The organism is Mucilaginibacter sp. FW306-07-L, assembly GCF_058782065.1.
Window position 1 is genome coordinate 896048 of record NZ_JBYSXI010000001.1, and the last position, 24283, is coordinate 920330.

18 protein-coding genes are annotated in these 24283 nt (G+C 39.6%); 10 read left to right on the plus strand and 8 right to left on the minus strand.

The annotated features are described in order from the left end of the window. Positions 1-77: 77 nt before the first annotated feature. The 5 genes from AC3WJC_RS04075 to AC3WJC_RS04095 are packed head-to-tail and all read right to left on the minus strand — an operon-like array spanning position 78 to position 7095. Positions 78-1118 (minus strand): PfkB family carbohydrate kinase, encoded by a 1041-nt coding sequence (locus AC3WJC_RS04075; protein WP_492397792.1) that lies wholly within the window; start codon positions 1116-1118, stop codon positions 78-80. Positions 1119-1122: 4 nt separating this feature from the next. Next, positions 1123-2274 (minus strand): hypothetical protein, encoded by a 1152-nt coding sequence (locus AC3WJC_RS04080; RefSeq protein ID WP_492397793.1) that lies wholly within the window; start codon positions 2272-2274, stop codon positions 1123-1125. Continuing rightward, on the minus strand, positions 2259-4133 hold the full coding sequence (locus tag AC3WJC_RS04085) for an ORC-CDC6 family AAA ATPase (protein WP_492397794.1): 1875 nt from the start codon (positions 4131-4133) through the stop codon (positions 2259-2261). The genes AC3WJC_RS04080 and AC3WJC_RS04085 overlap by 16 nt, the downstream gene beginning before the upstream one ends. Continuing rightward, positions 4130-5218 (minus strand): phosphoribosyltransferase-like protein, encoded by a 1089-nt coding sequence (locus AC3WJC_RS04090; protein ID WP_492397795.1) that lies wholly within the window; start codon positions 5216-5218, stop codon positions 4130-4132. Before AC3WJC_RS04090 ends, AC3WJC_RS04085 begins: the two co-directional genes overlap by 4 nt. Next, complete coding sequence (locus tag AC3WJC_RS04095; protein WP_492397796.1) at positions 5215-7095, minus strand: hypothetical protein; 1881 nt, start codon at positions 7093-7095, stop codon at positions 5215-5217. The genes AC3WJC_RS04090 and AC3WJC_RS04095 overlap by 4 nt, the downstream gene beginning before the upstream one ends. Before the next feature lie 867 nt (positions 7096-7962). On the opposite strand from AC3WJC_RS04095, the gene AC3WJC_RS04100 reads away from it, so the two are divergent. Further along, entirely contained in the window at positions 7963-9033 is a 1071-nt protein-coding gene (locus AC3WJC_RS04100; protein WP_492397797.1) for a DUF3800 domain-containing protein, read from the plus strand. Between the two features lie 79 nt (positions 9034-9112). Here AC3WJC_RS04100 and AC3WJC_RS04105 read toward each other — a convergent pair whose 3' ends face one another. Together AC3WJC_RS04105 and AC3WJC_RS04110 are read right to left on the minus strand one after the other, a co-directional pair. Further along, positions 9113-10522 (minus strand): hypothetical protein, encoded by a 1410-nt coding sequence (locus AC3WJC_RS04105; protein WP_492397798.1) that lies wholly within the window; start codon positions 10520-10522, stop codon positions 9113-9115. 2 nt (positions 10523-10524) lie between these two features. Then, on the minus strand, positions 10525-13503 hold the full coding sequence (locus tag AC3WJC_RS04110) for a TrlF family AAA-like ATPase (RefSeq protein ID WP_492397799.1): 2979 nt from the start codon (positions 13501-13503) through the stop codon (positions 10525-10527). Positions 13504-13659: 156 nt separating this feature from the next. On the opposite strand from AC3WJC_RS04110, the gene AC3WJC_RS04115 reads away from it, so the two are divergent. From AC3WJC_RS04115 to AC3WJC_RS04140, 6 genes are all read left to right on the plus strand, one after another. Beyond that, positions 13660-13989 (plus strand): helix-turn-helix domain-containing protein, encoded by a 330-nt coding sequence (locus AC3WJC_RS04115; protein ID WP_492397800.1) that lies wholly within the window; start codon positions 13660-13662, stop codon positions 13987-13989. Then, a complete protein-coding gene (locus tag AC3WJC_RS04120; RefSeq protein WP_492397801.1) occupies positions 13986-14303 on the plus strand; it encodes a hypothetical protein in 318 nt (105 codons plus the stop codon). The genes AC3WJC_RS04115 and AC3WJC_RS04120 overlap by 4 nt, the downstream gene beginning before the upstream one ends. 177 nt (positions 14304-14480) lie before the next feature. After that, complete coding sequence (locus AC3WJC_RS04125) at positions 14481-14903, plus strand: plasmid mobilization protein (protein WP_492397802.1); 423 nt, start codon at positions 14481-14483, stop codon at positions 14901-14903. Beyond that, a complete protein-coding gene (locus AC3WJC_RS04130; protein ID WP_492397803.1) occupies positions 14858-16111 on the plus strand; it encodes a relaxase/mobilization nuclease domain-containing protein in 1254 nt (417 codons plus the stop codon). Before AC3WJC_RS04125 ends, AC3WJC_RS04130 begins: the two co-directional genes overlap by 46 nt. 10 nt (positions 16112-16121) lie before the next feature. Then, positions 16122-18038: a conjugal transfer protein MobC gene (gene mobC / locus AC3WJC_RS04135; RefSeq protein WP_492397804.1), complete on the plus strand. Its 1917-nt coding sequence runs from the start codon at positions 16122-16124 to the stop codon at positions 18036-18038. A 50-nt stretch (positions 18039-18088) separates the two neighbouring features. Then, positions 18089-18709, plus strand: a complete 621-nt coding sequence (locus AC3WJC_RS04140) for a TetR/AcrR family transcriptional regulator (RefSeq protein ID WP_492397805.1) — start codon at positions 18089-18091, stop codon at positions 18707-18709. Positions 18710-18730: 21 nt separating this feature from the next. On the opposite strand, the gene AC3WJC_RS04145 is transcribed toward AC3WJC_RS04140, so the two are convergent. Then, positions 18731-19009 (minus strand): helix-turn-helix domain-containing protein, encoded by a 279-nt coding sequence (locus AC3WJC_RS04145; RefSeq protein ID WP_492397806.1) that lies wholly within the window; start codon positions 19007-19009, stop codon positions 18731-18733. A gap of 371 nt (positions 19010-19380) precedes the next feature. Here AC3WJC_RS04145 and AC3WJC_RS04150 point away from each other — a divergent pair, with 371 nt between their 5' ends. The 3 genes from AC3WJC_RS04150 (at position 19381) to AC3WJC_RS04160 (ending at position 24277) form a co-directional block, all read left to right on the plus strand. Next, entirely contained in the window at positions 19381-19656 is a 276-nt protein-coding gene (locus AC3WJC_RS04150; protein ID WP_492397807.1) for a hypothetical protein, read from the plus strand. Positions 19657-19790: 134 nt separating this feature from the next. Beyond that, positions 19791-21080, plus strand: coding sequence for a TlpA family protein disulfide reductase (locus tag AC3WJC_RS04155; protein ID WP_492397808.1), 1290 nt, complete (start codon positions 19791-19793; stop codon positions 21078-21080). 2 nt (positions 21081-21082) lie between these two features. Continuing rightward, the gene (locus tag AC3WJC_RS04160) at positions 21083-24277 is read left to right on the plus strand and encodes a SusC/RagA family TonB-linked outer membrane protein (protein WP_492397809.1); all 3195 of its coding nucleotides are present in this window, start codon (positions 21083-21085) and stop codon (positions 24275-24277) included. Positions 24278-24283: the final 6 nt, after the last annotated feature.

Here is a 24283-nt window from a genome sequence, read left to right on the forward strand (position 1 = left end):
TGAGTTTATTAAAAAGCAAACCTACTTTATTGCAGTGCGTCCCTTATGAATTTTACAATGTTCCTTCTAAAAGTATATTAGACAGTTTTATATAAGTCTGAGAACTTTAACATTGATGATATGTCAATTCTAGGTGAAGTAGATAAATGAAGTCGGCTAACAGACTTACAATTAATGAACTTAGAGACTATCTCAAATAATTCATCAGGGCCATAATGATACATCAAACCTCTTGCGCCGTCATATAGACAATTAAGTGCGCCAAGCGCTTGACCATATAGAAGTGCGCCCTTTATGTCGGTATTCGTTTTCTTCAATAAGCTGCTATAGCCACCTGAACAGAGTAAATTAATTATACCTGACGAACACCAATCTCCAGCACCGGCTGCATCCTGAACTTTATCAAGGCTAAATCCAGGAATATTCTGCCACCCGTTTGATGTAATATCGCTTATAGTTCTGAAATTTAATCCATCCTTACCTAAGGTTTCAATTTCTAAAAAACATTTTGGCTCAGGGAATTGACTTTTATATTCCGGTAATCTGTCTTGTGAAAATTTAACTATATCCGAAATAGCTAAAAATTTATCAAATTGCTTTTCGTCTTTTATTGACGATGGCTCAAAAAAGATTATCGTTCCCTTTGCTTTCAAATAAGTTGCTAATTCCAAAGTTCCAGGATTCATCCGGTCAAAATAAAATAGCTGTGGGACTAAATTTTTTTGAATTACTTCTGAAGCGACATGTTTTGTAATAGCTTTAAATTGTGGCAGCCAAGATTTTGTTTCTGGATCTCTGAATTCAAAACGGTGAATTGGCATGCCGTCCTTATCTTTTAAAATCCTATGTATAATGATAGGTGTACTCCCTGTATCGCTGACAGAAAGATGGTCAGTATTAATATGCCATCTATTTAAGTCATTGATTAATTCATAGCTGGCTTGATCATTCGCTAACCGCGCCACGGGATAACTACTCCATCCCAAATAGCCTAAAATGCTTAACACGTTGCCACATGAGCCTCCAGCGGACAGTTTAGGCAAAGTCAATGGACTCCCATTTAATATTACATCTAAGGCCACCAGTCCGGCACCAATACATATGGGCATCTTTTTCATGTGTCTATTTTTTATAGGGTTCTCCCGCCAGCCAAATTAGGAAAAGTTCTGAACGATTAGCGATATTATCTTCAAATCCCCCTTCTTCAATCTCATAACCTGATGAATCAACATTCAATATACCAACTTTTATAGAATTTTTTTCCTTAAACTCATAAGCACAAAGAAGAGCACCAATTGATAATAATTTACTTGAAAAAGTGGAGATTACAATATCGCACCCTTTTACTACTGCCAACGTTTCATTATAATCTCGTATAGTCTGGCTAAGAGTCCGGTAAACTTCAAATGGATTTTGTTCAGGGACATATATTATATTTTGGCCCTCTATGTTTAACTCATCAAATAACAATTGATGATACTCAATCAATAAGGCATCAGACCGCCTTGGGTCTTTAGACGGAAAAGGTAATACAGGGCAAATTTCATTTGGCTTAATTTTTTCGTAAGCCGCGCCAATTTGATGAGCAGTACCCTCTCCAAGGATTGGCAACCAGATAATTTGCTTTTTATCGGATGTCAATTCTGAGCCGCCACGAAATCCATAAACATAGGATAATTCAGAATCCGGTTTAAACTCTCTTATGTTTGAATCAAGGCTTGCGTTTTCAGCGGTGACAACAAAAAAGTTCTTTAAACTGTCCGGGTAGAACTGATCAAGCATTGCCTGTATTTTACCAATTAAAGAAAAATAAATCCCTCTTGGCAACGCGCTTACGTCTACAATCACATCTGTGTAATCAGCAAAAATTTCAGCATTGTTAAAAACGTCAGCAACATTTTGGTCGCCAACACGCTTCCTTTTTTTACCTTCTGCACTCCATAGTTCAATTTTTCGACTTAAAATCTTTTCTTCAGGGATTAAGGTCGCAAGTTCTTCAATATTCTTTTTAACGAGTGGCTTATAACGCTTTGAAGATGAACTCCTTCCTTCGTCATATTGTATCAATAGACAGGTGACGTTAAGACTGGGTGAGTTATCTTTTAGGCACTGGATTCCCCGATTCATACGCATATCAAAGCCTTCACCCATAATGTACAAGAGCTTTTTATCGCTATTATTTGGATAATAATCTTTTAAGAAAGATGAAATGTCGTCATTTCGTAATAGCACATACGGATCCCACTTAAAGGATTTTTCTATCTTCTCGTCCATCGCAATAGGTCATCAGGTTTTTTTGATCTCCATCCTCCATAACTAAGAGGCAAGTTGAATTTTACACAAATCCAACGATTTAAATAGTATATATTCTTTTTTTGCCCTTTCTTACCTTGCATAGTTTCTTTTATATGCAGTAGGTTAAATGCAAGACAAGTGTTTATTACAATTCGGAGATCTTCAAAAATCTCATTTGATAACCAATCCTCTTCATTGATGAGCTTTATAGTCTTAGCTGCATCAATATAGAAGCCATTTACACCGGGCGCATAACTTGCAGCGGGGCGGTAAGTTTCACTGTTGCAGAATTTACAAAGGTTCTCTAAGAACTTAATCACTAAATTACTTTCTGGAACCATTTGTTGTAGTTCGCGCCATTTCTCGTTAGCTATACGTCTAATTTCCTTATCTTGATCCTTAGCTGAAATTGATACATTGGTCATGTTAAGGTTCATTGATAACATTCTTTCGTATAAAGGCGAACTGAAGCTGAGGAACTGCTCAATATTGTTGGTAGATATTTTAGCCAGCATTGTCATACCAAAATAGTATGGAATATTAAACTGCTTACTTAAAAACAGGCGCGCAGCTGTTAAGATTTTTTCATCTGTTTTTTCATGTAATTCCTCCACGCTTAATAAAAAGCCTAAAGCAAGTTCAGATTTAGCTATGTTTCTGTAAATTAAAATCTCAATCTGTTTAGCAAGCAAACAAAACTCTTGAAGCGTCCCATCAAATCTGAGCAAATAATTCTTCCACAAATCAAATTTTTGAGTACCTAGAGTCAATTCGTCAATATTATTGATAAGGGTTTTCTTAGCCTCACTATAAACATCCAATAAATCATATTCATTCAATTGTGGTTCAAGAGAAAACTCAACACCATCCCGCGATTCAGCCGCACGCTTTACTGCAATACTTGTGAGTAGTTTCTCAAATTTGACCTCGCGGTCTTTCCAATAATTTTCTAAATTAAGGACCTCATAATCCCTACCACTGTTTGTTCGTAGGTTATTCAAAGCTTCGAGACGTTCTGAAAGCCACAGGCTTGAATTACTTCGCTTTTCTAACAAGTGAGCAATAAGAACGTCGCGCTGCCTGGAAGATAGTTTATGAAGGTCATCAAACATGAAAAGAATTCTCTTAAATGCTGGTTTACCATCTATTCTGATATACTCCGGTTTCAATGCCTCAATTGAAAAAAGCTCATTATGGCCTTCAATGGAGGTTTGTGTCATTGGTAGAAAGCTATCTAATAGCTCATAAATCGAGCGCTCTATACCAGCAGCCCAGTCATAAAGCAACTGTCCATTGCATGGCACTTCAATACGTTTAAAGAACAGCTTCGTGTTAGGATAGGTAAATTCAATTTTGGAAAGATCTTCTGGAAATTGCAACCTTTTTAACGAAAGGATAGAACGAAGTGTAGCAGTGATGATTCTACTGTTAAGTAAGGAATAAAATAATCGTTCGCGATTACCTATGTCAATTCCCGAAAAATTTTCGAGGAGTTCATAATTTCTGGTAAATGTTAAATTTACACCGAGAACGTTAATCGTTTCATCTGAAACAGCTTCTATTTTCTTTAATTTTTTAAAAACCTCCTTAAACTCTTCGCCCGACTTCCGATTTTGCAATGTCAACAGGGAACTTGGTTCAAAAAGACGGAGCAAGGAACTTTTGCCCGCACCTGGTGAGCTTCTAATGAAAAACACTGTATCCCACAATTTGCCAGCGGCTTGGACATCAATAAAGTAATCTAATACAAGCGGACTATATAAGCGTAAAAAACCTGCATCCGATTCAATTCTTTCGGATGCCCTCAACAAAAATGGGTTTCTTATCTTTATGCTCATTTTTCTCTATGCCTGGAAATTCGCGGAAATAGACCTTTGTATTTTTTATCAGTTGGGAGCCAAAGTATGGCTAACGAATTATTGGGAGAATTGTGATTTAGAATGAGAGGTAATCCGCATTCATTAAATCCCAAATAAGGTAAATCATGTTTACCTTTTTGATAATGCTCATCAACAACCTCCGGATCAAAATGTCTTGAGAGAAAGTCTAATATTTCGGCATCATCTGTGATTTTCTTCTTTATTGTTTCATCTATAGGAAGTAAGCAGTCAACAGTGCACTTAAAATCAATGTTATGCTCCGATTTCCATTCCGCGATCCCATCATTGATATTTTGAATTGCCTCAATAGTAGCTATATAGAATAGTATATGTATTTCTACATTATCTAAGTCAACCGCCGCATTATAACCTTCATCACCTTCTACGCCTTTTTCAAATATTGATGTGAATATTTTACCTAACTTCCCTTTTCCTCCCGGACGGCAATAGCTTTTTCCGCTGGCAGTAAAATCGTCGATTAGAAATATTGTTTTAAATTTCGAGTCAGGGATTTCCTTTTGTAAATTAGTTAAGAGGTCGATTACTTTGTTATCTGAAATGTCGTAAGTTGCTATAACTTGTTCATTGTTTAGATAAGCATTTCTCCTGAATTGATCGATTTTTGACCCGTCACTTAAACCAACAAATAAGGACGTTCTCAAATTTTTTGAATATGCAACATCATTCAATATTTTGTTGACTAAATATGTTGGCAGATCGATTTCACCAGCCGTTTTTTTGATTAGAATAGGGTTTACTTTTTCTGAAAACAATATATCTACCAAATGTGCTACTTGCTCACTTGAAATAAATATCAAGTGTTCTCGAACAAGTCTATAAGCTGTCTTCTTATCAGCTAATGTCTCGAATTGTTGTAACCACTTCACTAAACTCTCAAGGAATCGAGTACCTGGAGAATACTGCTGATATTCGTTCCATTTAAGATTAGCCATAGCTTGAAGTAATGGGCGCTCTTTGTCAATTTCGCCCGGAGTCCATTCCATGATTTTTGTTAATAAGGTTTCGGCCAGAGTGGTTCTCATATATTGGCCAGTCTAAAATAAGTCTTTTCCATTTTAATTTTTGTAAACAAATAACTTACTCCTTTTTCATCTCTAATACCTACTGGACAAACATTCCAACCTACATTTGGATTAGACGAAACTTCCCCAACACTTAACGCGTGCTGATTAGCCAGCAGTTCAAAATCATTTCCCGGCCATTGTCCTTTATCTCCAATACATAGAGCGTTCTCAATTAAGCCGAGGGAAGTACATAACCTTTGACAATGAATGAGCATGTTATTCTTAGATGCTAAATTTCGCGGAATCATATCGATCGAGTGAGAGGATTCTACAATCGTTATATCTGATAAGTTCAATAACATCAATTCATTGAGCAAGGTTTCTTTCAAGGACTCCCATTCGGTTGTTGTTTTTGAGCCAAACGTCAATTGATTCGGACTGACATCTGGTTTTACACCAATTGATTCCATGCGATTCAAAACAATCTTTAACGAAGAATGCATTGGTAACGATTTGTCGGGGTGGTTGGTGTCAGACAGAGGTGCAATGTCACTTCCATTATAATAACCGAGTACAACACGTTTCTTCAACTCTTCATGTTGCTCAAAAACTCTTTCTATATCTGTTCTTAAAGATTTACCTCTGCCAGAAATAATGCCAATTACAAATCCAGCTTTTACGAAATCAACTAATAAAGAACCAATTTGATCCGCCATTCCAGTAAATCGATTTGCAGCAGAACAAAGTGTGCCGTCATAGTCAAAAATTAAGCTTCCAAACTGTGCATTTTCAATGCTTCTTATAAATTTTTTGTGATATGATTTCCAAATTGTATAATCTTCTTTATTTATATCTGACAGTGAGTTCGCTTTCGCCTTACGGATGATAGCAATATTTTCCTTTGTAAGTGGTTTGTTTGTAACAAGACGCTCGTATCTCAAATGATAGATTTCTGAGCCGTAATCGGGCACTCCAGGTCTTCCGGGATCAAAACCTTGTTTTTCACCATATAGTCGGATTAATTCCATTGACTGCCTTAACAAATCAATCGTTCCTTCAAAATCATCTGATGAGCTTTTTAAAATAATTTTAGGGATAGCATCTGGCATTAAAGCCAACGTTCTAGTGCATAATTTTTCGTCTGATTCACAAGTTAATGCGATAATTGCTGAATCTATCTTTTTGTCAAACCATTGGTGACGGCCGTGTGCAAAATGCCGATAATCGCTAATCAACGATGGTGCTAATCCGGCCTCTGAGAATTTTGATTCTAAATCAACTGCCACTGCATGATTGTATGAACCATATAAGATAGTGAAACATGTGTTCTTTGTGCTTTTTGCAATAAAATCCTTAAAGATTGCTTCTGGAGGATCAGTTAACCTTTTGCCTGTGAATTCATTCTTAATTGCTTTATTTAAGATAACAAAATATGCGATTAAAGTATTTGTAGCCAGAAAACCATCCTTCCCGGCAGGAGGACTGAATTCAAAACTACTACAAGATGAATAACGACTTGCCAATTCGGTAAGTTTTGTATTCTCCCGCATGCATATATTAATGATTGATATCGGTTCGCTTTCTATAGCCTTTTTAAATGCAAAAATTATATCGTTATTTCTTCCACTTGCGCTAATGAAAATTAAATTGCTTTTCTTAACTGTATTTTTAGCATAAAATAATTCCAGTGGAGTAATTGCTTTTGCAATAATACCGTTGCTGGCCAGTAAATCGGCAGCGTAGATACATGCACTAAATGACCCGCCAGAACCCACGATATACACAGGATGGCGATATTTACTTATTAATTCAGAAAGGTAACTGATATTTAAACTACTAGCCCAACAACTCGTTTCAAGCAACAATTTAATTTCATTTGCGAAAGGTTTTCCCATAAAAGCTTAAATATATAAAATTAATTCCACACTAATATGCTAATAAAATTAGTAATTCTTTTATAAAAAAATAATATTGTCATATTTTAATTGCCTCTCCTGTTCTTAGACGAGACCATTGCTATACCTTCATATAAAAACACGTACCTCATGAATGATGTGTGATACATACTATTTTTCCATCTCCACATTTGCTATGGTAAATTTAAGCTATGGCAATCATAATGAAAATCAATCTGAGTTAGCGAAAGTAAACCAAGCTCAATTGATTACGTTCAAGATCTGATCGACTATGAACAGCAACCGATTGGCAAAATAAAGAGGCTGCTCTATGAGTAATCGGGAAATTCGAGAAAAAAATGGCTGAAGGCATTTGAGATTAGCAAAATGCTTCGGCTTTCCAAAAGTATGCTACAAAACGTTCGCGACGAAGGCTTAACAACTTGTAAAAAATTAGGGGGTCACGATATCCGCGCCTTATCTGATGAAACCGTGTTTAAAATAATCGTTGAACTAAAAGTGAACAGCTATTAAAAGACTTAAGCGATTTTATGGGATTACTAAAAATGTAACTTTCCATATTGTATGGAATAAATTTGCCACTAAAGTAATCTTATCGAATGGTGTTTCTATCTAATCTGTGGGGGAAGATATTAGACTATACAAAGTTACACCAACTCAAATTTACGCGTATGTTATTGAACGGAAATTGAAAGAAGATGTGTAGGCTTTAGAAAACAAGTTGAATAAGAGTATTGTGAATAAATTGTTCAGTTGAACAAAAAATATTTGCTGAGTCATCTGAAGTATAGGTTCTTTGTATTGTAAGGTTTAATATTTATATTTAGAAGCCTTTTCATTGAAATTATGAATCTTTACTTTGACGAATCAGGTTTCACTGGTTATAATCTACTTGATCCACAACAACCCTACTTTGTAATTGCAAGTTCAACTATATCTTCGGAAGTGGCCGAAGACTTATTGCGAACTTCTTTCCCAAATTACCTGGGCACTGAATATAAATTTAACAAGATCATCAACAGTCGTAATCAAGCAGGGTTAACCACTTTTGGGAATATGTTATCAGGCTATCTTGATAACATATTCCTTTATTGTGTAGACAAACGATTCGCTGTATTTGCCAAAATGGTTGATTTTTTATTAGAGCCATCCATCACTGAAAGCGGTTATGACTTTTATGCAGACGGTTTCTGTAGAAAAATTACAAATTACATTCATTTTGGATTGACAGTCATTTCCAAAGTAGATGTGTATGATGATTTGCTTCAAGCTTATATGCACTTTAGTCGTGCACCGTCACAAGAAGGGCTTAATCTTCTAAGCTCTGATATAAGAAAATTAGAAGATCGAGTTGAGGATTTGGATGTAAAGCCGTTTCTTTCACAAATGGCAGATGGAGCTCACAATCTTACACGATTTTCCGATCTGGAAGATTTTCGCTCGACCAACGATATTCATTTGACAACTATGATTGCGATAATCGGTCACTGGCGTCAACGTTATACGGATGACTTTTTTGTCTATCACGATGCTTCTTCTCATTTTTTAAGGCAAAGAGAAACTTGGCAGGCTGTAACAAATCAAGAAGTTCCTCGACAGATACATCAACTTGGAGACGGCACATATTTAGAGTACCCACTTCGTGTTATAACAACAACATCTGTAGATTCAGCTAATGACTTCGCCATACAGCTATGTGATATATTAGCTGGGTTTGGCACTGCTTATTCTCGACTAAATAATAATAGTGAATTTAGTCATCCTTTATATGAAATTGGCGTTTCAACTTCATTTGGACAACTGACATTTAACGGATTAGCACCAGGAAAAGAGTTTCCCGAATTTCCACCTAAAAGAAAAACCGGTTTTGATGCAGTTGACCTTATGACCCGTATAATTCTCTCAAGTAGCATTTAATGTCCCTCCATGGTTTGTGTTAAGGGTTTTGTCATAAACCAAATATCATTGAAAGGTTTATTAAGCACATTCGAAAAGTTTAGCTATTATCATAATTCAAATACTCAAAGAGCAATTCTTCGAAGTCTTTAGTAAAAAGCCAAGTTTTACTTTTAGCTTTCTGCTCTATATTAAAATCGCTATTTAAATTCTTAAAGTTGGGTAATAAATGCGCTATTGTATAACTTTCACCGTTCAGATCAACTTGCTTTTCTTGAGAAATTAGATATTTACTTTGCCTTTCATCCATCTTATATCGAGCTTCCTGTTTGTATTCGGAGAACTCTATGTTATAAATTATTTTCTTTTCAAGGGAAATTTTAAGATCGAGCTTTATCCAACTTCTCGAATCTGAACCATTGTAAGATGAATAGGTATTGATTAAAAACTTAGCAGCTGATTCTTCTATTGAATTAAAAACTTCCTTAAAAAACGGGGTAAGCCCTTTTAAATCTAAAAATTCTTTTTTTTGTCTATAGTCTTTTATACTATTACTAAATTCATCTTGCCCTTCCAAATCATGAGAATTTACACTTAGGCTTCCTGAACGATTAATAAATCCTTCAACATCTTCTATTAACTCACATAAGGTTTCAGGATTTTTCTCGTCAAGAATTTTCTTTAATAGACTTATCGGTTCTTCTAAGTCATAAAGTATTCTCTGAGCACGCTTTTTTAAATCAAAAGTGTACTTTTTAACCTCAGCATATTCATTGTGGAGCGGTACATCTACATAGTATTTGTCAATCTCATCTATTTCAATCTTATAGTAACCAATATTTGCCGAATATTTAATTGTTGACTGGAATGGAAATAATTCAATTTTTAAATCTTTTGACGAAGCCTGCTGTAAAACTGCCTGTTCACTTTTCGAATCATTAAAAAGCACCTTGCAAAGCTTACTTACATTATTGAGTAATTGATCTCTTTGTTGTTTAATTGAATCTTTAGAATCTTTAATCTCGGACCAATATTCGACAAAATGATCATTTATCAAATCGACAAGCTTATTAATATCAATTGTATCCTTTATAGCTTTATCCAAACGTTCTTGTTTCAACGTACCATAAATACTTTCAAGTGACGTTGGCAAAAACTTGCCACTAATAACAATTATTACTTGGTCAATTTGAACCTCCCTAAGTTCATAAATATGTTTATATGGTTCATTAAGGGATTGTCTAACTTGGTTTAATAATGTAAAATAGTTTGAATTTCCTGAGGCGGAGCCATTAACATCTCCCGCCTTAACAACAACTGCTAAATAGCTTGTTTTCTTAAATTTTGAATCGTAATCTTTAACAATAATATCCTTACCTTTTTCATTGTTATGGTGGTGAGATATTGGGTCTATAAATCCCATTTTTGAAAAAAGCGGTATTAATACATTTTCTCTTAGAGCATCTTCCTTCAATGTTTGTAATGCTTCTATCTTTTCCTTATGTTCCATATTTAAATAGCTACCCTTAAACGCTTGGCACGTTCCTTAAACGCTTGTTCACCGCCTTCAAGAATTTCACAAACACCTTTTCTAATTAATTGATTTTCTAAGCCACCCATACTGTAATACATTTTTGGTAATTGACCAATCGAATGAGCCCCAGCTTTCGCGATGATTACTTGGTCAGCGTCTGTATTTACAACAAGATTTGCATTATGCGTGACAATAATTATTTGACGCCTATTTTTGGCAGTTTTAAATAAAGGAACCAGTTCATCAAATATAGATTTGGGGTCTAAATTTTCTTCAGGCTGGTCAATGATTAATGGACGGTCATCCTCTTTATCAATTGCCAAGTAAAGTAATAACAATACTATTCCTCTCGTACCCGGCGACAATTGTGAAATATCAACATCATCGTAAATTACACCATAGTTTATGGAAATATGGTCAGTGCTGTAGAGCCATTCTGCAATTTGATTTGCCCATTTTGAAAATCCGGCTTTGTCAGTTCTTTCTGCTTGAGCATGCTCAATTAGGTGAGCCTCATGGTCATCTCGAAATTTTGCTAAAGCATTTGAAATTTCATCTGCATTTCCACTTTCCCAAATAGGTTTCAATTCTTTTTTTACAAAGTCTAATAGTGCCCCCTTTCCTCTAAAAGCACCCATTTTTCGAAGGTCAAGTAATGATTCGCCTCTATCAGCCCAAACTTCAATATCGGCAGTTCTTTTCACTGTAAAGGATAATTTTCCAAGGCTCCCACTTTGTGTTTTTAAATTTTCTACCAAGGGTTTGTACAGGTCACGCAATTCCTGTTCCTCTAATAACAATGCATTGAATACTTCACGGTAAGCATTTTTTCTAACTAAAATATGATTCTCAATACGTTGCTGTGCGCCGTTAGCATCAATTATTTCGACTTTTAGTTTCTCAAGCTCACCCTCCGTTTTAAGTATCCTTTCGGAAATTTTAGTGTATAATGTTGCATTTTGGGTGTCTATTCCAATGAGCTTTTGTAATCTATCAACTTCTTGGCTTAGTATTTCAAATGTGTGATTAACCAATGGGTTGCCTGGAGTAATAAAAGATATATTTAGGTTTTGTGGGTTGCTGATCTCAGCTTTTGTCCCCTTTATCTTTCCGATTTCGACATTTAATGAAATAGTATGAGCTGACAAAATATCAATAACATTTCCCTTGAAATCAACTTGAAAAGCTGACCATTCGAGTTCAGAAAGACCTGCACTTTCATTTGCATCTTTAAGCCTGTTATAAAACGGTGGAAATGTAGTGCTACGAGCAGTTGACACAGCTTGTTGTAATGCATTTATCGACCTTAATTTAGTTTGAACGGCATCCAGCTTTACACTAACACTATCTAATGCTGCGGTCGCATCTGCGAGTGATTGTAATCGGGAATCCTTATCTTTTGATAATAATTTCGCCCGAGCACCTTTGTCTCGGTTAATATTGCCTTCGAGTTCTTGTTTTTTAGTGTTTAGTATTGCAATATTATTTTTTTTAAATCTCTCCCTTGTGATAAGTTCAGATGTTTGAGCAATCATTGTTTCATGCTCCGCTCTATCAGCTCTCGCAGATTCTGCTTTTTTATCGAGCAAATCCTTGAAGCCACTCAATCCTAACTTCTCCTCTGGTTGATGGGAATTAAATATCACCCTTTCGATTTCTTTTAGAAGTTTATCAGTTACACCTTCCGCAGAACATAATTGATCAACAAATTTTTGGGATAAATATTGAACTCTCGGATTGGATATTAAATCTTCGTTTTCAGTGTCAATAATTTGTTGTTCTGTATGATTGCCTGAAAGCCATTCCAGCTTGACTGATGTATCTTGAAGATGATAAAATGCTCTTCGGATAAAAGATGTATCACCCATTTGTTGTGATATAGCATAACCTCCTGTAGCGATCAAATCTGCTAAAGCTGTTTTCCCTGACCCCCTGGCTCCAATTATTGTTACTAATCCCGAATTTAATGGCAGATTTTGAGGGTTCATCCAATCAGCATTCGTAATCTCAATTTGGTCAATAACATAGGCTTCCGTGACAGATGTCATTGGTTGACTGGAAACGATTACCCTATCTTCCGGTTCTATACAAACTTGCCTAATTGATTCAAAAGTCAAATCACCCTTGACCCATGTAAATTTTTCATTTTTTGGTTTACCGACTTTCGAAAGGTCATGGGCGTCGGAACCATGTATGCAAGGCTTGCAGCATCGATAAACTTTTACAATGTCCTCCTTTGATAATTTCCCTCCTTTACCGATCCAAAACGAACGGTCTTTTTCAGAACTTGAAAATATTATATGTGCATCGTGCTCAATTTTTTTTCGGATTTCGTCGTAAGAACTGTCGGACGATTGCAATCCCGAGGTGCCATCTTCACCAGCTGCAACTGCAATAAGCAGATTTTCTTGTGCCCAGGTACTTCCATTTATATTTGTTATTAGTTGTTCAAAATCAACTTTAAATTGGTTAGCACCAGCCTCCATTAATTTATGGTCTGCAATAATATTAGGATCATGATCTTTGCCAAGCTTCTTTAGATCTGCATCTGTACATGCATAAACATCTTTCCGTGTTTTAAAGGTCAATTTACTTAAAAACCTTTTTATCTCCAATACATGGTCTGGGTCTTCTGGTGAAAAAAGTAGATGCCCATTGACAAACTTATCATTAGATGTTCCCAATTTTAGCCTTACTTCAACATTGGGGAAAATTAATTCTACATCATTTAAACGCCCCTGTTTTTTAAGTTGAATAATTTGCTCATAGGATGATAGTGTATAATAATCGGTAACACCAAGTGCACGTATTTTAGGTGACGAGTTTTCAATTTGGTCACAATAAAGTTCGAAACGATCATCGCTTTTAGGAAATTGGTCATTAAGTACAGTACCAGGTACGTGTATGTGGGGTTCCCAACGGTGCCATACCGATCCTTTGGGATTATCATTAGTCATATTGTATAAGGTTTAATCTTTATTTTTTAAAAATAATAAAGATTAAAATACTAAATACCCTAATCTTCAAAAAGTAAAAAAAACTCCTACCTCGTACATGAGGTGTGATAAACTTCTTTTTCTCATCCCCACTTTTGCTAAGCTAAATTTTAAGCTATGGCAAATCATAATGAAATCCAACATGACTTTCCTAAAGTTAACCGCGATCACCTGATAACGGTTCAGGACTTGCTCGACTTCAAGCAACAGCTTATCGTTGACATTAAGAAGCTGCTCAAAGAACAATCTGGCCAGTCCGGCCACCATTGGCTGAAAGCTTTCGAGATCAAAAAAATGCTCCGGCTGTCCGAAAGCAAACTGCAATATCTGCGGGATAAGGGCTTGATTCCTTTTAAAAAATTAGGGGGTATCACTTACTACAATTCAGAAGAAATTGAAAAGCTGATGACCTCAGGCAAGTTGAACGATCACATTAAATTGGCATGAAACGCAAGGCCAAACGTATAATAGCCAATCAGCCTAATGAGGCAAATAGCCATAGTAATTTTCCAATCAGAAATCATGATGGTATGGGCACAAGCATGCCACCCAACTTGGAAGTTTTGCACATCTATTTTGACCAAAAAGGCGTGACCGATTTGGCTGACGAATTCTTTCATGAATATGATATTCGTGAGTGGAAGACGCCGACTGGCGGCACTGTTCGCAACTGGAAAGTATGTGCTGCTGAATGGATCTATAACTACCGACAGGAAGTAAAACGTCAGTTCAGGCAGTCCCCGTTTTACAGTGAATCGTAATTAAGTAATTGATGTTTAACAGATCCGAATCGAGGAGTTGAAAAGGACGAGATTGCATTTTGAAGCAATCAGCAAGATAAACCGTTGTCGGACAACGGAATCTTGCCGTCCCTTCCAAAGTCAGTCCGGGGGCACTTCAAAAATCCTCCGAAGTCGGATTTCTAGATGATGTGAGTTATGGAAAATGAAGAAGAAAACCGGTTACGAAAGATCACCACGAGGTTTAAACCCGGTGAATTTTTACTAATTAACAAGCGGTTTAAAAAGACGCGTTTCAGGAAGATGAGCCAGTACATCCGTTGCGTTTTATTGGAAAAACCGATCACCGTTAACTACCGGGACAAGTCCATGGATGAGATGCTCGAAGAGTTGGCATTGCTTCGTCGGGAACTCAATGCCATTGGTAATAATTTGAACCAAGCTGTCCGTCAGATCAACGCTGCACATGGTTCGGCAGACAACCGTTTGTGGTTGTCACTTATGTCCATTATCGGCAACAAGATTGACCCGGCTATCGCGCAGATCAAGGACCGCATGCAAAACTTTTCAGAAGTATGGTCGCAAAAATTAAAACCGGACGGAGCATCCTCGGGGCAATAAATTACAACGAGCATAAGGTGCGTTTGGGCAAGGCTGAATTGATCCTGGCACAGGGTTATTTGAAGGAGCCGTATGACCTGTCTTTCAGTGACAAGGTAAACCGGTTGACTGATCTGACAAAACGGAACGAGCGCACACAGGTCAACGCCTTGCACGTGTCCTTGAATTTTGCAGTTGGTGAAAATTTGGATAAATGGACACTTCAGCAAGTTGCCGATGAGTATATGGAAGGCTTAGGATTTGGTAAGCAACCGTACCTTGTCTACCAGCATTACGATGCCGGCCATCCACACCTGCATTTGGTATCTACCAACATCAAACCGGATGGCGAAAGGATCAGCTTCCATTTGTTGGCCAATAAAGCGTCCGAGCAATCCCGGAAGCAAGTAGAGCTGAATTATGGATTAGTCAAGGCAGAAGATCAAGGCAAAGTTCAACATAACATAAAATCTCTTTCCCTGGAACAAGTAGCTTATGGAAAATCCGAAACCAAGCGGGCAATCACTAATGTCGTAAGTGAGGTATTGCGAACCTACAAGTTCACCAGTATCCCGGAATTTAACGCGGTGCTGAACGGTTTTAACGTGACGGCTGACCGGGGTTCAAAAGAATCCAGGATGTATGAGCAAAACGGGTTGGTATACTGGGCACTGGATGGTAAAGGCGGCAAGATCGGCGTTCCCATTAAGGCCAGTAGTATTTACGGCAAACCAACATTGAAGGCACTGGAAGGACGTTTTGCCTTGAACGGGGTGTTACGCAAATCATTAAGAGAGCAGGTAAAGCAGACGATTGATGATCTGCTGATCAAGCCGATTGGTAAAACCGAGTTTCTGTTAAAGCTCAAGGAACAGAATATTGAAGCCATTTTCCGTCACAGTGAAGATGGCCGGTTGTATGGGGTCACCTTTGTCGATCATAATATTAAAGCCGTATTCAACGGTAGTGACCTAGGCAAAAGCTATAGTGCAAACAGCCTTTCACTAAGTTTCGCTCGATCAGAAGGAAGCATTGATCCTGGCCATAGTACTAAACTATCCGGCAGTAACAATGTACCTGATAATACAGGAATAACAGGTGATAACTTTTTGAACAATAGTGGTACAATCATAGACGCCTTGTACCAGGAAGATAAACAAGATATGGCAGCCATCGGCAGGCTACAGCAAAGAAAGCGCAAGAGAAAACGCAGAGGACATTCACTTTAAATTTTACAGTATGCAAACAGGTGAAAACGAGCAAGCACTACGTAAGGTCATTGACTTTACCAGGTTCATAAGCCTTGCAGTATTGATCATTCATTTTTATTTGACATGTTATTTGGCCTTTCAGTATTGGGGCCTGACAAAGCCGGTTGTAGATCGTGTCCTTACTTCCATTTCGAAAATGGTAGTTTTTAATGACCTGATCTTTGCTAAACTGGCGTCGCTTGTCGCTTTGTTTATTTCATTACTAGGCAGTAAAGGAAAGAAGGATGAGCAGATAAGATGGAATACCATCACTACTTATATACTTGTCGGGCTGACTTTATACTTTATCAGCGCAGCCTTTCTGCAAACCAGCCTATCATTGGCATTAAGAGCATCACTGTATATCGGTGTAACTTCTTTAGGATATTTGCTAATACTCTCCGGAGTAGGTGCAATGTTCAGGATATTAAAGCTCAGGATGGGGAGCGACATCTTTAATAAGGACAATGAATCGTTTCCTCAGGAGGAACGGTATTTGCAAAATGAATATTCGATCAACCTGCCTACGGTATATCAATTCCGTGGTAAAACACATAAGAGCTGGATCAACATCATTAATCCTTTTCGGGGGACATTGATCGGTGGTAGTCCGGGTTCTGGTAAATCTTATTTTGTTATCCGCCACATGATCACACAGCACATTCAAAAAGGCTTTTCGATGTTGCTGTACGATTTTAAGTATGATGACCTGACTAAGATCGCTTATAATGCGCTTTTAAAATATGGACATCTCTACAAGGTCAAACCCATTCAGTACGTGATCAACCTGGAACAGATCATGCACCGTGCTAACCCTTTAGAGCCGGAAACCATGCTTGACATCACAGATGCCATTGATGCGAGCAGAACGATCATGCTGGGACTGAACCGCGAATGGATCAAAAAGCAGGGCGACTTCTTTGTCGAATCTCCGATCAACTTCGTCACGGCCATCATGTGGTTCCTAAGAAAATATCAGGGCGGTCGTTTTTGTACGTTGCCTCATGTGATCGAATTAGCGCAGGCTGATTACAAGCTATTATTTGAGGTATTGCTACAGGAACCGGAGATCGAGGTATTGATCAACCCGTTTATTTCTGCCTGGCAGAACGAAGCTTATGAGCAATTGGAAGGACAGATCGCCAGTGCTAAGATCAGCCTGGCCAGATTGTCTTCACCACAACTTTACTATGTTCTGAGCGGTAATGATTTTTCCCTGGACATCAATTCACCCGAGGAACCCAAAATCGTATGTCTGGCCAATAACCCGCAAAAGTCGCAGGTCAATGGCGCAGTATTGTCCCTTTACATTAACCGCATTAATAAGCTGGTCAATCAAAAGAACAGACTTAAATGCAGCATGATCTTCGATGAGTTTCCAACCATTTATTTTAATGGCATTGACAACCTGATCGCTACCGCGAGATCCAACAAGGTTGCAGTGACCTTAGCTGTGCAGGATTACAGCCAGTTAAAAAAAGACTACGGACGGGATCAGGCTGAAGTGATCATGAATATCGTAGGAAATATTATTTGTGGCCAGGTAACTGGTGATACCGCAAAGCAACTTTCTGAACGATTTGGCAAAATCAATCAACTCAAAGAAAGTGTTTCGATCAATAGCCAGGATACGTCGGTGAGTCGGTCAACGCAATTGGACTTTGCGATACCCGCATCTAAGATCTCAGGGCTTTCTTCTGGTGAATTTGTAGGCATGGTAGCTGACGACCCGACCAACAAGATAGAACTGAAGGTATTTCATAATGAGATACAGAACGATCATGAAGCAATTAAAGCTGAGGAAGCTCTCTATAAAGACATACCTGCTGTCCGGGATATTGATCAGGAAGAAATTTTAGAAAATTACCAGCAGATCAAAAATGACATCCGGTCGATATTAGGGTAACGGCAGCGTATAATAATTAATTGTAAATTTATTCCTAATGGTTGTGAAGTATGAGAGAGCATATTAAAAATAAAGAAAATACCAAGCGGAGATTGATACAGGCGGTCGGTGAGATCCTGCAAAGTACTGGATATGATGGTTTAGGCGTGAACAAGATCGCTAAACAGGCTGGTGTCAATAAAAAATTGATCTACCGGTACTTTGGAAGTGTCGATTTTCTCATCGAATCCTATGTGGTAGAAAACGATTACTGGTTAAAGTTCAATCAGAAGGTTCAGGAATGTGTGGATAAGTCTGGTTGTACCTCTTTGAAAGATCTTTTCACCGAAATGTTCAAGAACCAATTCACTTACTTCCTATCAGAGCAGGAAATGCAGCGTTTGATACTTTGGGAAATATCGGCTAACAGTCCAATGATGAAAAGTATTCATAATGCACGGGAGAATGCCGGCCAGGTTCTATTAGGAATGACTGACGAGCATTTCAAAAATAGAAACGTTCATTTTAGAGGGATCGCTGCGTTGTTGGTTGGCGGGATCTATTATACCATTCTGCATATGCAGTTTAACGGTGGCATGTTCTGTGATATTGACATCAGCAAGGAGAAAGGGCAGGAGGAGATCAAAGCCGCGATTGAGGAAATTGTTGGCTGGGCTTTTTCAAGTAGCTAAATTATGCTTAGTCCCTTAATGTTATTTAGCTTTTCTCTCTTTTCTAGTTGGCGGGTGCTTAGCGAAATCAAATTCAAAATCAAAAAGTTCCTTTGGATGGACTTGCAATGCATTAGCTATGGCTTCTATATTGGAGATAGCAAAATTATGCTGTCCATTCAATAATCTCCACACTTGTTTTAAGGTAAATCCTGTACGATCCGCTATATCTTCTTGAACGATACCTTTTTGTAATCGAATCTCTTCAATTCTTTTTGTGATTTGATCTATGAATTGTTGATTCCGATATTGTATTCCCATTCAGGCGTAAATCAACCATCTTCGCTTATAAAATATTACGTCACACTTGCCATAATTTATTTATTATGGTATATTTGATAATAAGATTATGCTAAATAAATCTGTGCGTTAAAAGCACATATGTTATTTTTGCGGATACTTCGAAAATATTGAAGCATTCGCTTTGAGTCTTGCTCACGGAAATTGACACTTTCAAACAGAGCGCTAGATGAGAAGCTGGAATGCCCATGCTACAAGTATGGGTATCCCTTCTTATTTGTGCTCTAGGGCGTGTCAACCCTCCGTGAACAATAAGTTGGGACCCATGCCTGTAGTATATTAATAGACATACCCTTCCGCGACTCCGTACTGATATAACAATATTGTTTATCATGGATGAAATGAAACCACATGCGAACCAAAAACCTGCTTTCGGTAGTCTTACTGAGATCATGCAGCGCTTTGCCCAGGTTCCTTATGAGCAGTTCCAGCAGGAATTGCAGGAGTGGTTTCAAAATTCGCTATCGGAAAAAGGGATTGATGTTCAACAATTACAGGAAGCTGGATTATCCGACTTACCTAATCTCGTAAGTGCTATCTACCATGAGGCAGAGGTGCGCCAATTGTTGAATGATCAATCTATTACCGATGACCCTAACGACAAATAAGCAAACTATCTGGTTCCTGGTCATTTGTCCGCCTGAATGATCCGGTGGTAACGGCGGCGCATTTCAGTTAATAGTATAGTTTGGCGCCGCCATTATCTTTTCTTTCCACTCTTCCCATCATTAATTAACGCTCCATGAAAAAATTGATACGCTACAGTGTCCTGGGATTGCTATGCCTGAACTTTCGTGTTTCCGCAGCATCCATTGAGCCGCTTAAGATCGGTGACACATTGCCTGAGTTGACCCTTACTAACCTGGTCAACCATTCCGGTTCTACCATAAAAATAGCTGAATTCAAAGGCAAGTATCTTATCCTGGATTTTTGGGCTACTTGGTGTACATCCTGTATCGCTAAGTTTCCGGATGCCCAGTCTTTTGAACAACAGTTTGGCGACCGTCTCCAAATTTTGGGTGTGGCTTATGAACCCACCGAGAAAATACAGAAGTTCTTCCGCTCACCCGCAGGTAGCAGGTTCAACTTTCCGTCGGTCACCGCTGATACCCTCTTATCTAAATTGTTTCCGCATCGTACGGTGCCGCATTATGTCTGGATCGATCCGCAGGGTAAGATCTTTGCCCTGACCGGTGGTGAGGATTTTAATCTCGACAATGTGCGCAAAGCCGTCAATGGCAAACAAGCCCCCGCCATGCAGGTTAAGAAAGACCTCAACGCTGATCGGCCATTATTTTTATCTGAGGACTATCCTGGTGACAATCCGATCATGGCTTACACCGTCCTTTCGAAAGGCCGTTATAGTGGTTTACCTTCCGGTGGAAAGATTCGGCGAAGTGGACAGGTTATCTATGGACGTGCCCTAACCAATGCGACCCTTTTGCGTTTGTTTGAGGATGCAGCTGTTTTCTTATACGACCAGCGCAAAGAACAATTTAGCAAGAAGCTCACCCTGCTGGAGATCGATGACACATCAGCCATTCGTGCGCTTACCTCAACGATCTGGAATTTTGAATACACTATTCCGATTGGTCGGGCTGATTCACTATGGTCAGACATGCTGGCTGAATTAAGTCGGATCACCGATTATGACGGCCGCTTACTGATCCGGTCCCAGCCATGCCTGGTCCTGCAAAGACTGAAGAGAACCTCCGTTCCGGTCACCACCGGTGCACCTCAAAAGAATACCTTATTCGATGCTGAACAGGCAGAGTTAATTAACGCACCCGTGGCCTATTTAAGAACACGTATTGACGCGCTTCCAATAATTAAATTACCGGTATTGGATGAGACGGGCATAACAGAAAATATCGATATCCGCTTTGACCACCGCCCCGCAAACCTTGAAGATCTTAACCGCATGTTACAAGGCTATGGGCTGCAATTGCGTTCTGCTGATAGAAAATTAAGGATGCTTGTTATCCGCTCTAAGAACCCCTTGAATACCCCTAATCAACTTAAACCAGATTGACCATGAAACACTTTTTGATTATTATCTATCTTTTGTTCTTTGCGGTCACCGCGCAGGGACAAACCATTATTAATGGACTGATCCGTTCTTCTGAAAATAACGCGCCTATTGGCGGTGTGACCGTGCAGGTAAACGGCACCCGCTTAGCGACAACCTCCAACGAGACCGGACGTTTCAGTATCGCCTTTCGTGGCAAGGACGCACAACTGAACATATCCCATATCGGCTACCAAACCGTATCAATGCGCATCACGGCCAGCAAAGATACCTTTGTTCAGGTGATGCTGACGCCAAAGGCGAACGAGCTACAGGAGGTACAGGTATCTACCGGATACCAAAACCTGCCCAAGGAACGGTCAACAGGTTCCTTTTCCCTCGTTGACCGCAAAGCACTCGAATTACAAGCCAGTACAGATGTACTAAGCCGCTTGGAAGCGACAGCGAACGGCTTGACCGTCGACCGTAGTACGGGCACGTCCGGGCAATTGGTGATCCGTGGTTTGAGCACCATACAAGGGCCAAGATCACCACTGATCGTGGTGGACAACTTTCCCTATGAAGGGGATATTAATAATATTAACCCGAATGATATTGAAAGTGTTACCGTCCTGAAAGATGCGGCAGCCGCCTCGATATGGGGCGCTCGTGCTGGAAACGGTGTTATCGTGATTTCGACCAAAAAAGCAAAGTTCAACCAGCCTGTTACGGTTGATTTTAATGCTTTTGTAGCTACGGCTGCTAAACCAGACCTGGGCTATGTCAGGCAAATGAGTTCTTCTGACTTTGTGAATGTGGAGCAGCAGCTGTACAGCAAAGGGTTCTACAACGATTGGATCAACAGCACCAATCGCCGGGTGCTTTCGGATGTGGTGGAACTGTTACTGGCCAAAGATCAGGGCAAGATGACCGCAGAAGCGGTCAACACGCAGTTAAGCGCCTTACGTCAGCATGATATTCGTGATGACCTTACAAATTATGTATATCAGTGGCAATTCAATCAGCAGTACGCGCTGTCGGTTCGTGGAGGTGCTGCAAAAAGCAACTGGACGGGTTCGACCGGTTATGATCGTGATCTCAGCAATTTGGACGCTTTATATGATCGGGTCAACGCACGGTTTCAACAGGTCTACCGTCCGGTAGAGGCCTTGACCCTGCAAGGTGGAATACTCTATACGCGTGCAGACACGCGTTCAGGCCGTCAGGGCTTGGGCGGTATTACCCAATATGCGAATTCGATTTTGCCGTATGCAAGATTAGCAGATGCACAAGGAAACCCTGTAGCCTTACCTAAGACCTATAGCAGTTCTTATCTCACTTCTTTGAATGGCAAAGGCTTATTGGACTGGCGTTACTTTCCACTTTCAGATAGCGAAAATGATCGCCAGCGGTCGGGTCAGCAGGACGTGGTACTCAATACAGGCCTGAATTACAAGCTGCCCTTGGGCTTCGCCATTGATTTCAAATACTTGTATGAGCGGCAGTCCAATGACACACATAATTTAAGAGGCAGTCAAAGCTTCTTTGCAAGAGACCTGGTGAATAGTTTTACCCAGGTCAATGGCAACACCCTGAACCGGATAATACCTGCCGGAGGTGTCTTGGACAACAGCACAGAACGGTTGACCGTCAATAATTTCCGTGGGCAGTTGAATTTTGATCGTAGTTGGGGTAAGCACGAGGTGAATGCGCTTGCAGGTAGTGAACTGCGCCGTACCACAAGAGCTGGCAACAGCAGCAGGCTATACGGCTATGACGATGATATCCTGACCTTTGGGATGACCGATTACCGCACAGCTTATCCTCATTACGTCACAGGCACACAAAATTTCGTACCGGACGGAAACTCGATCAGCGAGATCAAAACTAATTTTGTCTCGACATTTATTAATGCTGCCTATACCTATGACCGCAAATATGCCCTTTCTTTCAGTGCACGGCGGGACGCATCCAATTTGTTCGGACTGAGCACCAACGATCAATGGAATCCATTTTACTCCGTTGGACTCAGCTGGCTGGCCAGCGATGAAACATTCTTGCAAGCCAAGTGGCTCAATTATCTGAAGTTCCGGGGAACCTACGGTATCAGCGGTAATATCGACCCGGCCATGAGCGCGGTGACAACCATTCAATATGCGACCAATTCGCCCTATACCGGTCAGCCGTTTTCGAGGTTCATCAACTACGCCAACCCTGACCTGCGCTGGGAGTCTTCCCGGATGCTGAACTTAGGTGCAGATTTTCAATTATTCGATCAACGCATCTCCGGTTCTATAGAGTATTATCATAAAAATAGCCGGGATTTGTTTGGTACAGCACTTATTGACTACACCACAGGGATCGGTAATGCCGTCACCAAGAACGTGGCGTCGATCAGCGGGAACGGTATTGATATGGAATTACAAGCCAAAGTATTCAATGGCCGGTTTAAATGGTCGCCCTCCATTAATCTCAGTTATTTCCGTGATCAGGTGACCGACTATTATTTAGCCAATACACAAGGCAGCAGTTTCCTTGGTCCTAATCCCACGATCTCGGGTGTGACCGGCAAGCCCGTATATAGCATTTTCGCCTATCGTTGGGCTGGTCTTGATCCTAGTAATGGTGATCCGCAAGGTTTTGATGGAGTTAATGTAAGCAAAGATTATATCAAGCTGACCGGCGCTAACACTACGGTCAATGACCTGGAGTATTTCGCTTCCGCTTTACCAACCTGGTTCGGTTCATTTAACCATTCGTTCAGTTACGGGCAGCTCTCCCTAAACGTTAGTCTGGTTTATAAATTTGGTTATTATTTCAGGCGGTCGTCGATCTCTTATACGGATCTTTATAACAACTGGAATGGCCATGCCGATTACGCTTTGCGCTGGCAAAAACCCGGAGACGAACTGCATACTACTGTGCCGTCTGCTTCATACCCGGCCGTGTCTAGCCGTGACGCGTTTTACCTTGGCTCAGCGGCATTAGTGGAAAAAGGAGATCATGTCCGGCTACAATACATCAACCTGGCCTACGAATTTACAAGACAGCGCTGGCGTAGACTGCCATTTCGCACCTTACAGGTCTATTTCAACACCAGTAATTTAGGGATCATCTGGCGAGCGAATAACCACCGCCTTGACCCTGATTATAATTATTACTCTACGACGCTCATTAATCCGGCGGTCTACGCTATTGGCATTAGAGCGAATATCAATTAGATCATC

Bases quoted from the DNA above. Each gene is read 5' to 3' on its own strand.
- AC3WJC_RS04075 (WP_492397792.1), bottom strand. From the start codon at position 1,118: ATGAAAAAGATGCCCATATGTATTGGTGCCGGACTGGTGGCCTTAGAT.
- AC3WJC_RS04080 (WP_492397793.1), bottom strand. From the start codon at position 2,274: ATGGACGAGAAGATAGAAAAATCCTTTAAGTGGGATCCGTATGTGCTA.
- AC3WJC_RS04085 (WP_492397794.1), bottom strand. From the start codon at position 4,133: ATGAGCATAAAGATAAGAAACCCATTTTTGTTGAGGGCATCCGAAAGA.
- AC3WJC_RS04090 (WP_492397795.1), bottom strand. From the start codon at position 5,218: ATGAGAACCACTCTGGCCGAAACCTTATTAACAAAAATCATGGAATGG.
- AC3WJC_RS04095 (WP_492397796.1), bottom strand. From the start codon at position 7,095: ATGGGAAAACCTTTCGCAAATGAAATTAAATTGTTGCTTGAAACGAGT.
- AC3WJC_RS04100 (WP_492397797.1), top strand. From the start codon at position 7,963: ATGAATCTTTACTTTGACGAATCAGGTTTCACTGGTTATAATCTACTT.
- AC3WJC_RS04105 (WP_492397798.1), bottom strand. From the start codon at position 10,522: ATGGAACATAAGGAAAAGATAGAAGCATTACAAACATTGAAGGAAGAT.
- AC3WJC_RS04110 (WP_492397799.1), bottom strand. From the start codon at position 13,503: ATGACTAATGATAATCCCAAAGGATCGGTATGGCACCGTTGGGAACCC.
- AC3WJC_RS04115 (WP_492397800.1), top strand. From the start codon at position 13,660: ATGGCAAATCATAATGAAATCCAACATGACTTTCCTAAAGTTAACCGC.
- AC3WJC_RS04120 (WP_492397801.1), top strand. From the start codon at position 13,986: ATGAAACGCAAGGCCAAACGTATAATAGCCAATCAGCCTAATGAGGCA.
- AC3WJC_RS04125 (WP_492397802.1), top strand. From the start codon at position 14,481: ATGGAAAATGAAGAAGAAAACCGGTTACGAAAGATCACCACGAGGTTT.
- AC3WJC_RS04130 (WP_492397803.1), top strand. From the start codon at position 14,858: ATGGTCGCAAAAATTAAAACCGGACGGAGCATCCTCGGGGCAATAAAT.
- mobC (WP_492397804.1), top strand. From the start codon at position 16,122: ATGCAAACAGGTGAAAACGAGCAAGCACTACGTAAGGTCATTGACTTT.
- AC3WJC_RS04140 (WP_492397805.1), top strand. From the start codon at position 18,089: ATGAGAGAGCATATTAAAAATAAAGAAAATACCAAGCGGAGATTGATA.
- AC3WJC_RS04145 (WP_492397806.1), bottom strand. From the start codon at position 19,009: ATGGGAATACAATATCGGAATCAACAATTCATAGATCAAATCACAAAA.
- AC3WJC_RS04150 (WP_492397807.1), top strand. From the start codon at position 19,381: ATGGATGAAATGAAACCACATGCGAACCAAAAACCTGCTTTCGGTAGT.
- AC3WJC_RS04155 (WP_492397808.1), top strand. From the start codon at position 19,791: ATGAAAAAATTGATACGCTACAGTGTCCTGGGATTGCTATGCCTGAAC.
- AC3WJC_RS04160 (WP_492397809.1), top strand. From the start codon at position 21,083: ATGAAACACTTTTTGATTATTATCTATCTTTTGTTCTTTGCGGTCACC.